Origin of the sequence: Streptomyces sp. NPDC051133, assembly GCF_040682635.1 — a bacterium.
Taxonomy (GTDB): Bacteria; Actinomycetota; Actinomycetes; order Streptomycetales; family Streptomycetaceae; genus Streptomyces.
Map to the genome: position 1 here is coordinate 1 of NZ_JBFBBK010000045.1, position 12,409 is coordinate 12,409.

At 70.4% G+C, this 12,409-nt stretch carries 10 protein-coding genes; 1 reads left to right on the top strand and 9 read right to left on the bottom strand.

The window, feature by feature from the left end; translation table 11 throughout:
* The first annotated feature begins 519 nt into the window (after positions 1-519).
* Positions 520-3,663, top strand: coding sequence for an isoleucine--tRNA ligase (ileS, locus tag AB0N17_RS34120; protein ID WP_366015485.1), 3,144 nt, complete (start codon positions 520-522; stop codon positions 3,661-3,663).
* 167 nt (positions 3,664-3,830) lie between these two features.
* On the opposite strand, the gene AB0N17_RS34125 is transcribed toward ileS, so the two are convergent.
* The 9 genes from AB0N17_RS34125 to ftsW form a co-directional block, all read right to left on the bottom strand.
* A complete protein-coding gene (locus tag AB0N17_RS34125; RefSeq protein ID WP_366015486.1) occupies positions 3,831-4,982 on the bottom strand; it encodes a DivIVA domain-containing protein in 1,152 nt (383 codons plus the stop codon).
* Between the two features lie 52 nt (positions 4,983-5,034).
* Entirely contained in the window at positions 5,035-5,325 is a 291-nt protein-coding gene (locus AB0N17_RS34130; protein WP_366015487.1) for a YggT family protein, read from the bottom strand.
* Positions 5,326-5,386: 61 nt separating this feature from the next.
* Positions 5,387-6,028 carry a cell division protein SepF gene (gene sepF / locus AB0N17_RS34135; protein WP_366015488.1) on the bottom strand — a complete coding sequence of 214 codons (642 nt, stop codon included), beginning with the start codon at positions 6,026-6,028 and terminating at the stop codon, positions 5,387-5,389.
* 128 nt (positions 6,029-6,156) lie between these two features.
* A complete protein-coding gene (locus tag AB0N17_RS34140; RefSeq protein ID WP_366015489.1) occupies positions 6,157-6,876 on the bottom strand; it encodes a YggS family pyridoxal phosphate-dependent enzyme in 720 nt (239 codons plus the stop codon).
* A 6-nt stretch (positions 6,877-6,882) separates the two neighbouring features.
* Positions 6,883-7,611: a peptidoglycan editing factor PgeF gene (gene pgeF / locus AB0N17_RS34145; RefSeq protein WP_366015490.1), complete on the bottom strand. Its 729-nt coding sequence runs from the start codon at positions 7,609-7,611 to the stop codon at positions 6,883-6,885.
* On the bottom strand, positions 7,608-8,816 hold the full coding sequence (ftsZ, locus tag AB0N17_RS34150; protein ID WP_366015491.1) for a cell division protein FtsZ: 1,209 nt from the start codon (positions 8,814-8,816) through the stop codon (positions 7,608-7,610). The genes pgeF and ftsZ overlap by 4 nt, the downstream gene beginning before the upstream one ends.
* A gap of 279 nt (positions 8,817-9,095) precedes the next feature.
* Entirely contained in the window at positions 9,096-9,890 is a 795-nt protein-coding gene (locus AB0N17_RS34155; protein WP_366015492.1) for an FtsQ-type POTRA domain-containing protein, read from the bottom strand.
* A gap of 26 nt (positions 9,891-9,916) precedes the next feature.
* A complete protein-coding gene (murG, locus tag AB0N17_RS34160; protein WP_366015493.1) occupies positions 9,917-11,005 on the bottom strand; it encodes an undecaprenyldiphospho-muramoylpentapeptide beta-N-acetylglucosaminyltransferase in 1,089 nt (362 codons plus the stop codon).
* A gap of 6 nt (positions 11,006-11,011) precedes the next feature.
* Positions 11,012-12,373: a putative lipid II flippase FtsW gene (gene ftsW / locus AB0N17_RS34165; protein ID WP_366015494.1), complete on the bottom strand. Its 1,362-nt coding sequence runs from the start codon at positions 12,371-12,373 to the stop codon at positions 11,012-11,014.
* Between the last annotated feature and the right edge of the window lie 36 nt (positions 12,374-12,409).

The window sequence follows — 12,409 nt, forward strand, 5'->3', positions numbered from 1 at the left end:
ACACCGCCCGATTCGCCCGCCCGCACCCCCCGCGCAGCGGGCCTGCATCCGTTGTGCCCAGCTCCCCGCCGGGTAATCCGACGGGCGGCGCCTCCCCGGATCCGAGCGCCCGCACCCTGGCCATTCGGGTCATCGCCGCCGGTCACCGGGGCCCGCGCCCGGCGCACGGAAAACCGGTCAGCCACTGTCCGCGCGGCGCCGTACACTGGGCGGAGCGAAAAGCGTGGATGGGGACGAGTAGCGGCGTAGGCAGCCCAGAGCGACCCGGGGACGGTGTGAGCCCGGGGGCGAGCGCGACGTGAAGATCACCCCGGAGCCGCCGGAAGAAAGCCGCAGCCGCGAGGCCGGGGCGAGTAGAGCCGGCTCGCGACCCCAATGAGGGGGCCCACCGGCGCGTACGGCGCGGCGGAGGGCCAAGGAGGGTGGTACCGCGGGAGCGCGCCGCACACGGCGTAGACAGGATCGAAGGCTCTCGTCCCTCCGACGGAAGGCAGCAAGTCCGTTGGAGGATGCTCGCAGATGACAGCGCCGACGTACCGCCAGGTGCCCGCACAGGTCGACCTGCCCGCTCTTGAGCACGCCGTGCTCGACTTCTGGCGCGACCAGAAGATCTTCGCCAAGAGCCTGGAGCAGTCCGAGGGCCGCCCCGAGTGGGTGTTCTACGAGGGCCCGCCCACCGCGAACGGCATGCCCGGCGCCCACCACATCGAGGCGCGCGTCTTCAAGGACGTCTTCCCGCGCTTTCGCACCATGCGCGGCTACCACGTGGCCCGCAAGGCCGGCTGGGACTGCCACGGCCTCCCGGTGGAGCTGGCGGTCGAGAAGGAGCTGGGCTTCTCCGGCAAGCAGGACATCGAGGCGTACGGCATCGCCGAGTTCAACGCCAAGTGCCGCGAGTCCGTGACCCGGCACACCGACGCCTTCGCCGACCTGACGACCCGCATGGGCTACTGGGTCGACCTGGACGACGCCTACCGGACCATGGACCCCGAGTACGTGGAGTCGGTCTGGTGGTCGCTGAAGGAGATCTTCAGCAAGGACCTGCTGGTCCAGGACCACCGCGTCGCCCCCTGGTGCCCGCGCTGCGGCACCGGCCTGTCCGACCACGAGCTGGCGCAGGGCTACGAGACGGTCGTCGACCCGTCCGTGTACGTCCGTTTCCCGCTCACGTCCGGTCCGCTCGCCGGCGAGGCCGCGCTCCTGGTGTGGACGACGACCCCCTGGACCCTGGTGTCGAACACGGCGGTCGCCGCGCACCCGGAGGTCACCTACGTCGTCGCCACCGACGGCGAGGAGAAGCTCGTCGTCGCCGAGCCGCTCGTCGCCAAGGCGCTCGGCGAGGGCTGGGAGACCACGGGCCAGACCTTCACGGGCGCCGAGATGGAGCGCTGGACGTACCAGCGCCCGTTCGAGCTCGTGGAGTTCCCGGAGCCGGCGCACTACGTGGTCAACGCCGACTACGTGACCACCGAGGACGGCACGGGTCTGGTCCACCAGTCCCCCGCCTTCGGTGAGGACGACCTGAAGGTCTGCCGCTCCTACGGCCTGCCCGTGGTCAACCCGGTCCGCCCGGACGGCACCTTCGAGGAGGACGTCCCGCTGGTCGGCGGCGTCTTCTTCAAGAAGGCCGACGAACAGCTCACCGAGGACCTCCAGCAGCGCGGCCTGCTCTTCAGGCACCTGCCGTACGAACACAGCTACCCGCACTGCTGGCGCTGCCACACCGCGCTGCTCTACTACGCGCAGCCCTCCTGGTACATCCGCACGACGGCGGTCAAGGACCGCCTCATCCAGGAGAACGAGGGGACCAACTGGTTCCCGGAGACGGTCAAGCACGGCCGCTTCGGCGACTGGCTGAACAACAACATCGACTGGGCGCTCTCCCGCAACCGCTACTGGGGCACCCCGCTGCCGATCTGGCGCTGCGAGGACGACCACCTCACGTGCGTCGGCTCCCGCGCGGAGCTGACCGGGCTGACGGGCACCGACCAGTCGGGCCTCGACCCGCACCGGCCGTACATCGACGAGGTCACCTTCGCCTGCCCGCAGGACGGCTGCGGCAAGACGGCCACGCGCGTGCCCGAGGTGATCGACGCCTGGTACGACTCGGGTTCGATGCCGTTCGCGCAGTGGGGCTACCCGCACAAGAACAAGGAGCTGTTCGAGAGCCGGTACCCGGCCCAGTTCATCTCCGAGGCGATCGACCAGACCCGCGGCTGGTTCTACACGCTGATGGCGGTCGGCACGCTCGTCTTCGACAAGTCGTCGTACGAAAACGTCGTCTGCCTCGGCCACATCCTCGCCGAGGACGGCCGCAAGATGTCCAAGCACCTGGGCAACACCCTGGACCCGATCCCGCTCATGGACCGGCACGGCGCGGACGCGGTGCGCTGGTTCATGGCGGCCGGCGGCTCCCCGTGGGCGGCCCGCCGGGTCGGCCACGGCACCATCCAGGAGGTCGTCCGCAAGACCCTGTTGACGTACTGGAACACGGTCGCCTTCCAGGCCCTGTACGCCCGCACGTCCGCGTGGGCGCCGAGCGCGGCCGACCCGGCCCCGGCCGAGCGCCCGCTGATCGACCGCTGGCTGCTGTCCGAGCTGCACGCGCTCACCGACCAGGTGACCCAGGCGCTGGAGGCGTACGACACCCAGCGCGCCGGCAAGCTGCTGTCCGCGTTCGTCGACGACCTGTCCAACTGGTACGTCCGCCGCTCGCGGCGCCGCTTCTGGCAGGGCGACAAGGCCGCGCTGCGCACGCTGCACGAGGTGCTGGAGACGGTCACCAAGCTGATGGCGCCGATCACCCCGTTCATCACCGAGCGGGTGTGGCAGGACCTGGTGGTGCCGGTGACCCCGGGCGCCCCGGACTCGGTCCACCTGGCCGCCTGGCCGGAGGCGGACCTGTCCGCCATCGACCCGGAGCTGTCGAAGCAGATGGTCCTCGTCCGCCGGCTGGTGGAGCTCGGCCGCGCCACGCGCGCGGAGTCGGGCGTGAAGACCCGTCAGCCGCTGTCCCGCGCGCTGATCGCCGCCAGCGGCTTCGAGACCCTGGACCCCGAGCTGCACACGCAGATCACGGAGGAGCTGAACGTCTCCTCGCTGGCGTCGCTGAGCGAGGTCGGCGGCTCCCTGGTGGACACCACCGCCAAGGCCAACTTCCGTGCGCTGGGCAAGCGGTTCGGCAAGCGGGTGCAGGACGTGGCCAAGGCGGTCGCGAACGCGGACGCCGCCGCGCTGTCCCTCGCCCTGCGTGAGGGCACGGCCTCGGTCGAGGTCGACGGCGAGACGGTCACGCTCGCCCCGGACGAGGTGATCATCACCGAGACCCCGCGCGAGGGCTGGTCGGTGGCCTCCGACTCCGGTGCCACGGTCGCCCTGGACCTGGAGATCACCGAGGAGCTGCGGCAGGCGGGCCTGGCCCGGGACGCGATCCGGCTGATCCAGGAGGCCCGCAAGAACAGTGGGCTCGACGTGGCCGACCGGATCGCTCTGCGGTGGACCTCGACGGATGCCGCGGTGGTCGCCGCCCTGGCCGAGCACGCCGAACTGATCGCCGAGGAGGTCCTGTCGACGGACTTCCGGCAGGGCGAGGCCGACGGCACCTTCGGTGAGACGTTCACCGACGAGGGGCTGTCGCTCACCTTCCGGCTGCGCAAGGCGTAACGGCCGAGCGGAATCGACAAGGGCCCGGCCTCCCGTGGGGAGGCCGGGCCCTTCTCGTGGAACGTACTCCGCGCAACTCGCGTAAAAAGGGCGGGCCCCCGGACCGAAGTCCGGGGGCCCGCCCTATTGAGCGCTGCCGACGCCGTTGTCGTACTAGTGCCCGGTGATCAGTTGTCGTCCTCGTCGATCAGGAACCCGCGCATCGGCGAGGGCGCCTGACCCATCGGGGACGGACCCTGCGGCCGGACCGGGGCCATGGGCTGGGTCATGGCCGGGGTCATCTGCTGCTGGCCGCCGTAGGACGGGGCGGACGGAGCGGGGTTGCCGCCCATCGTCTGGTTGCCGCCGTAGGACGGGGCGCTCGCGCCGGCCGGGGCCATGGAGGGCGCCGGGGACGGCGGCAGCGACGCGGTGGCCGGGGTGCGCGGCGGGGCCAGGGAGTCGTCGGCCTGGGTCTCCAGCTGGCGCAGCTGGGACTCGAGGTACGACTTCAGGCGCGTGCGGTACTCGCGCTCGAAGCCGCGCAGGTCCTCGACCTTGCGCTCCAGCGTGGCGCGGGCGGACTCCAGGGAGCCCATCGCGACGCGGTGCTTCTCCTGCGCGTCCCGCTCCAGGGCGTCGGCCTTGGCACGGGCGTCACGCTCCAGACCCTCGGCGCGGCTGCGGGCCTCGCCGACGATCTTGTTGGCCTCGGAGCGGGCCTCGGCGATCGCCTGGTCGGCGGTCTGCTGGGCCAGCGAGAGGACACGGGCGGCGCTGTCGCCACCGGGGCCCTGACCGGGGCCGCCCATCGGACCGCCCATGGGGCCGCCCATCGGACCGCCCATCTGCTGCTGCATGGGCGGCTGGCCGCCCATCGGACCCTGACCCATCGGACCCTGGCCCATCGGACCCTGGCCCATCGGACCCTGGCCCATCGGGCCGGGACCCTGCGGGCCGCCCTGACCGCCGGGACCGGCGGGCAGCTGCGGGGCACCGCTCGGCAGCTGGGGCGGGCCACCCATGGGGCCGCCCATCTGCTGCTGCGGCGGGCCCGATATGCCGGCGGGCACCGGCGCGCCGGGACCTCGCATGCCCTGCTGCTGCGGGTGCTGCGGCTGGTCCTGCTCCGGAGGCTTGCGCATGTTCTGCTGGTTCTGGGCAGCAGCGCGCGTGGCCGCGGCCAGCTTGGCGCGCAGGTCCTCGTTCTCGCGGAGCAGACGGGTCAGTTCGGCTTCGACCTCGTCGAGGAAGGCATCGACCTCGTCCTCGTCATAGCCTTCTCGGAGGCGGACGGTCGTGAACTGCTTGTTCCGCACGTCCTCGGGGGTCAACGGCATCTCTTCACCTCAACGTAGTCATCGGCAGTCGGCAAGACCGTATCGTCCACCCTCATCTCACGAAGCCCTGCACGATGGAGATGAGAATGTAGACGATGATCATCAGTACGAAGAAGGACAGGTCGAGCGCCACGCCCCCGAGACGCAGCGGCGGGATGAACCGCCGCAGAAGCTTCAGCGGTGGATCGGTGACAGTGTAGGTGGCCTCCAGTACGACCACCATCGCCTTGCCGGGTTGCCACGAGCGGGCGAACTGAAAGACGTAGTCCATGACCAGCCGGAAGATGAGCACGACGAGGAACACCATCAGCGCGATGTAGATCACCTGCGCGAACACGCTCATGGCCTGCGTTTCCCTCTCCCCTGTTTCCGTGCTTTTCCGTGCTTCGATCGGGTCGTGCGTCTCAGCTCTGGTTGAAGAACCCGCCCTCTGCGATGCGGGCCTTGTCCTCCGCCGTGACATCGACGTTAGCAGGAGACAACAGGAACACCTTCTGCGTCACCCGCTCGATGCTGCCGTGAAGACCAAACACCAAACCGGCCGCAAAGTCGACAAGTCGCTTCGCGTCTGTGTCATCCATCTCAGTCAGATTCATGATCACCGGGGTGCCCTCACGGAAGTGTTCCCCGATGGTACGGGCCTCGTTATAGGTCCGGGGGTGGAGCGTGGTGATCCGGTAAGGCTCTCGTTCGGACACGACCTTGGGCATGATCACCGGTGCGTTCTTCTCCAGGGACTGACGTTCTTGTGTGATGGACGCCACGGGCGCGATCCGCGCCGGGCGCCCGGATTCCGCGGGGAGCGACGCGGAATGCGACACCGGTTCGCGGGGTGCCGGAGGCTGCACCACTCGCACCGAATCGTCTCTTTGCGACTGATGTGCGTTGTGCGACTGATGTGGCGATTCGTGTCGTCGGTGTTCCCGCTCGGGCTCCGGGTCCAACTCGGGCTCGAAGTCGTCGTCGGGGTCGAATCCGCGGCCGTCGTACCCATCGTCCTCCACGAGGCCGAGGTAGACCGCCATCTTGCGCATCGCGCCGGCCATGCTCTGAGTCCTCCGCTCTGTGGTGGATCGACTGACGACTGCCAAGTGCCCGCGATCCACGTGGTCGTTGTGCCCAACTTCACGGGCATTGACCATATTTTCTGCTGTGGTCCGACTTCCTGGCGACGTTACCCGAGCCTGGGGCGGACTCCGAGTACCGCGGTACCGACGCGCACATGTGTCGCCCCGGCGGCCACGGCCTGTTCGAGGTCCGCACTCATCCCTGCGGACACCATGGTTGCAGCCGGATGGGCTCGGCGCAGGTCAGTCGACAAATCCATGAGCCGCCCGAACGCCGCCCGTTCGCGTCCCGCGTACTCCCCGGTGAGCGGGGCGACGGTCATCAGCCCGTCGAGCCGCAGCCCGGCCGCCCCGGCGACGAGGTCGGCCAACTCTTCGATTCCGTCCGGGGAGACGCCACCGCGTTCACCCCTGCCGCTCGCGCCGGCGTCCAGCGCGACCTGGATCAGACAGCCCACCTCGCGCTCCGCCCGCACCGCCTCCCTGGAGAGCGCGGTGACGAGCCGGGCGCGGTCGACGGACTGCACGACATCGGCGTAACCGACCACGGAGCGCACCTTGTTGGTCTGCAACTGCCCGACGAAATGCCACTTGAGGGACAGATCGGCACAAGCCGCGGCCTTCGGTGCCGCGTCCTGGTCGCGGTTCTCGGCGACATGGCGCACACCGAGCTCCGACAGGATCCGCACGTCGCTCGCCGGGTAGGTCTTGGTGACCACGATCAGGGTCACCTCCTCCCGCTTGCGCCCCGCGGCCACGCACGCGTCGGTGATGCGCTGCTCCACATTCGCCAGATTCGCGGCGAGTTCGGTCTTACGGTCCGTCATGCCCCATCAGTCCAGCCAGACATAGCCCGCGAGCCGCCCGGTGGTGCGGTCGCGGCGGTACGAGAAGTGATCACCCGACTCCAGCGTGCACGCCGGCGACTGCGCCCGGTCGCGCACCCCGAGCCGGTCGAGCTGTGCGTGCACCCCGGCGCTCACGTCGACCGCCGGCGTGCCCCAGCTCGTCTCGGCGTGCGCCGCCGGCTCGACGGACACCACTTCGGCGCGCATCTCCTCCGGCACCTCGTAGCACCGGCCGCACACGGCCGGCCCGGTGCGGGCGACGATCCGGCCCGGTTCGGCGCCGAGCCGGACCATGGCCCGTACGGCGGCGGGGACGATCCCCTTGACCATCCCGGGGCGGCCCGCGTGGGCCGCCGCGACGACCCCGGCGACGGGGTCGGCCAGCAGCACCGGCACACAGTCGGCGGTGAGGACGGCGAGGGCGAGTCCGCGGCGGGCGGTGACGATCGCGTCGACCTCCGGCACGGGGCGCTCCCCCCACGGCTCGTCCACCACGGCCACGTCGGCGCCGTGCACCTGGTTCATCCAGACGACCAGCCCGGGATCCACACCGATCGACTTGGCGGCGATGTCCCGGTTGGTGCGCACGGCCTGCGGGTCGTCGCCGACCGCGCCGCCGAGGTTCAGCTCCTCATACGGAGCGGCGCTCACCCCGCCCCACCGGTCGGTGAAGGCGAAGTGCGCGCCGCTCACGCTCTCGCGCCGTCCTATCACTTGAGGAAGTCCGGGACGTCCAGTTCCTCGGCCGCGCTGTCGGCGTAGCTGCGGGGGGCCGGCGGGGCAGGCGGGGCGACCGGGATGTCGGCCACCGGCTCGGGCGCCGGCTCCGGGTCCTCCTTCGGCTTCACGCTGCCGAGCGAGCCGAAGGACGGGCGGCTGGGCTCGGCGGGCCGCACCGGGGCGGGGTCCTCGCGGCGGCCGGACGCCGACGCGGACGCCGAGCCGAGGACGTTGTCCCGGCGGGCCGGCGGCTGACCGCCGTCGAAGCCGGCCGCGATCACGGTGACCCGGACCTCGTCGCCGAGGGCGTCGTCGATGACCGCGCCGAAGATGATGTTGGCCTCGGGGTGGGCGGCCTCGCTGACCAGCTGGGCGGCCTCGTTGATCTCGAACAGGCCGAGGTCGGAGCCACCGGAGATGGAGAGCAGCACGCCCCGGGCGCCGTCGATGGACGCCTCCAGGAGCGGCGAGGAGATCGCCATCTCGGCGGCGGCCACCGCACGGTCGTCACCGCGGGCCGAGCCGATGCCCATGAGGGCCGAACCGGCCTCGGACATGACCGACTTCACGTCGGCGAAGTCGAGGTTGATCAGGCCGGGCGTGGTGATGAGGTCGGTGATGCCCTGGACACCGGAGAGCAGGACCTGGTCGGCGGACTTGAAGGCGTCCAGGACCGAGACCTGGCGGTCCGAGATGGACAGCAGCCGGTCGTTGGGGATGACGATGAGGGTGTCGACCTCTTCGCGCAGCTCCGCGATGCCGTCCTCGGCCTGGTTCGCGCGGCGCCGCCCCTCGAAGGTGAACGGGCGCGTGACCACGCCGATGGTGAGGGCGCCCAGCGAGCGTGCGATGTTGGCCACGACGGGCGCGCCGCCGGTGCCGGTGCCGCCGCCTTCACCGGCCGTCACGAAGACCATGTCGGCCCCCTTGAGGACCTCCTCGATCTCCTCGCGGTGGTCCTCGGCGGCCTTGCGGCCGACGGCCGGGTTGGCTCCGGCGCCGAGTCCGCGGGTGAGTTCCCGGCCGACGTCGAGCTTGACGTCGGCGTCGCTCATCAACAGCGCCTGCGCGTCGGTGTTGATGGCGATGAACTCGACACCCTTGAGACCGACCTCGATCATCCGGTTGATGGCATTGACACCACCGCCGCCGACACCGATGACCTTGATGACTGCGAGGTAGTTCTGCGGTGCTGCCACGTCGAAGGCCTCTCGCCTCGAATTACGTTGTCGCCGCCGGGCGGTTCCCCGCACCGGGACGACGGATGCCGAATGGGACGGTCCGTAGCGCCGACCCGAACCCTAACCCTGAAGTTTAGGGTTACCAGTGTGTCTGTTCCCTGGAGTCTTCTGAACAGGACACTAAGTCGACAAGTGGCGCCCGTTCAACGAACACGCCGAACCTCCCGTTTTTCTTTTCACCCTATGTGATCAGCCGTAGCAGTGCCCAACCAGGGTGCTGGCCTGCGCTGATGTGCGTCAACTCGCCGATGACGCAGGGGCGGTGGGCACGCTGACATCGAAGTGCCGGGCGCCCGGAGCTGCTTTCATGAGTGCTGTGAGGGCCCGTGCCTTGGCGCGGCCGTTCTCGGAGCTGCCCCAGGTGACCGTGCGGCCGTCGCCCAACTCCAGCGAGATGGCGTCGTAGGAACGGACTTGGACGTTCCGGGTGACCTGCGCGACGGTGTCCGGCAGCTCGCCGGCGACCCGGACCGCCTCGCGCACCAGCCGGTCGGTGCCGAAGCGCCTGAGGCTCGCGGCGGACGAATCCGACCGGGACACGGACAATTCCAGCATCGGAACGCCTTTCGGCGCCTGCGAAACCGTGGCGAACCGGACACCCTCGTCATCGACTTCGACGAAGTCCCCGCCCTTTGCGACCAGCAAAACCGGAGTGCGCTCGGTCACTTTCAGGCCGATTCCGTGGGGCCAGGAACGGACCACGTCCACGGTGTCAATTCGGGGCAATTTCCGGCGGAGTCGGGCCTCGATGGTGTCCGTACCGACGGAAATCATCGGCTCCCCGACCGGCACGGCTGCGGCGTCCCGCACCTCGGCGGGGGTCAGCACGCGCGTGCCGGACACCGAGACGTGCTGCACGCGCAGCCACTGGGAGCCGTACAACACCCAGACGCCACCGGCCCCGAGGAGCAGGGCGGCCACGGCCAGGATGACGATCGCACGAAGGCGCAGGCGCCCCCAGCTGCGGGCGGGCGGCGGGCCGGACGACTTCTGCTGGCGTTCCCCGCGCTCGGCGGTCGTCGGTCCGGCCACGCTCACTGCCCTTTCGTCATACGGTCCTAACGGCGTGAGGCGATCGCCTCGTACACCATGCCGACGAGCAGGTCGTCGGCGTCCCGGCGGCCGAACTCGCTTGCCGAGCGGGACATCTCGTACAGCCGGTGCGGATCGGCGAGCACGGGCAGCACGTTCTGCTGCACCCACTCGGGCGTCAGCTCCGCGTCGTCGACGAGGAGTCCGCCGCCGGCCTTGACCACCGGCTGGGCGTTGAGCCGCTGTTCGCCGTTGCCGATGGGCAGCGGGACGTAGGCGGCCGGGAGCCCGACGGCGGAGAGTTCGGCGACGGTCATCGCGCCCGCGCGGCAGAGCATCATGTCGGCCGCGGCGTACGCGAGGTCCATCCGGTCCAGGTAACTTACCGGGATGTAGGGGGGCATTCCCGGCATCTGGTGCACCTGCGGCAGTTCGTTCTTCGGGCCGACCGCGTGCAGGATTTGGATACCGGCCTGCTGGAGCCACGGCGCGACCTGCTGGACGACCTCGTTGAGGCGCCGGGCGCCCTGGGAGCCGCCGGAGACGAGCAGCGTGGGCAGGTTCGGGTCGAGGCCGAAGCGGTGGCGCGCCTCGGGGCGGACCGCGGCGCGGTCCAGCGTGGCGATGGACCGGCGCAGCGGGATGCCGATGTAGCGCGCGTTGCGCAGCTTGCTGTCCGGCGTGGAGACGGCGACCTGGGCGGCGTACCGCGAGCCGATCTTGTTGGCCAGGCCCGGGCGGGCGTTGGCCTCGTGGATCACGATGGGCACACCGAGGCGCTTGGCGGCCAGGTAGGCGGGCAGGGCGACGTAACCGCCGAAGCCGGCCACGGCGTCCGCCTTGGTGCGCTCCAAAATCTGCTCGGCGGCCTTGATCGTGCCGCGCAGCCGGCCCGGGACGGTGATCAGCTCGGGCGTGGGCTTGCGGGGCAGCGGCACCGCCGGGATCAGCGCCAGCTCGTAGCCGCGCTCCGGGACGAGCCGGGTCTCCAGGCCGCGCTCCGTGCCCAGGGCCGTGATCCCCACGGTCGGGTCCTGCCTGCGCAGGGCGTCCGCGAGGGCGAGCGCGGGCTCGATGTGGCCGGCGGTCCCCCCACCGGCGAGTACGACATGCACCGAAATTCACCGCTCTCCGGACGAACGCGCCACCGAGGCGCGCCGTCGCATCGTGTTCCATCTCCGAGGCCCCCGCTCGGCACCGGAGCCTCCTGCCCGCTTTCTACCAAAGCGAGGTTGCCGCATCGCAAGCGCCGCCCGCACAGCGGGCTCGTCGCGTGCGAAGGCGATCAGCAGCCCGATGGCGAACATGGTCGGCAACAGGGCGGACCCTCCGTAGGAGAACAGCGGGAGGGGGACACCGGCGATCGGCAGCAGGCCGAGCACCGCACCGATGTTGATCACCGCCTGGGCGGTGATCCAGGTGGTCACGCCTCCCGCGGCGTACCTCACGAAGGGGTCCTCCGTGCGTCCGGCCACGCGGATACCCGCATAGCCTAGAGCCGCGAACAGGGCGAGCACCGACAGTGTCCCCGCCAGGCCCAGTTCCTCACCGGTGACGGCGAAGATGAAGTCGGTGTGCGCCTCGGGCAGTTGGCCCCATTTTTCCACACTCGCACCCAGGCCGGATCCGAAGAAGCCGCCGGAGGCGAGCGCGTAGATCCCGTGCACGGCCTGCCAGCAGTCGGCGACCCCGGCCTTGGGCTCGGTGGCGCCGATGCAGGCGAGCCGGGCCATGCGGTTGGGGCTGGTCTTGATGAGGACCCCGCCGATCAGGGCCGCGATGGTCAGCACCCCGGCGAACAGCCGGGTGGGCGCCCCCGCGAGCCACAGCAGGCCGAACAGGATCGCCGTGAGAATGATCGCGGTGCCCATGTCGCCGCCGAGCATGATCAGCCCGAGCAGCAGGAAGGTGACCGGCACCAGCGGCACCAGCATGTGCTTCCACTGGGTCAGCAGCTTCCTCTCCTGCTTGCGCGCGATCAGGTCCGCGCCCCAGAGCACGAGGGCGAGCTTGCCGAACTCGCTGGGCTGGATCTGGAAGGAGCCGCCGAGCGAGATCCAGTTCTGGTTGCCGTTGACCGACATCCCTATCCCGGGCACCTGCACCAGGGCCATGAAGAACACGGCGACGGCGAGGATCGGGTAGGCGAGCGCCCGGTGCAGTTTCACCGGCATACGGGAGGCCGCGAACAGCAGTACGCCGCCCAGCACGGCGGCCAGCAGCTGCTTGCGGAAGAAGTACGAGCCCGGCAGCGACATCTGCAGCGCGGTGACCTGGGAGGCCGAGTAGACCATCACCAGACCCAGCACGATGATCAGCACGCTGCCGCCGGCGATCAGGTAGTAGGCGGTCAGCGGGCGGTCCCAGGCCTTCCGCGCACGCCTGAAGAGCCGTTGGACGGCGTTCTCGGGCGTGGGCCGGGAGGCCGCGGGGCGACGGGACGCCCGCTGCGCGGGCGGCCGGCCGGTTCGGCTACTGGGCATCGGCGCCTCCACTGAACGTCGACCGTCCCACGCGTC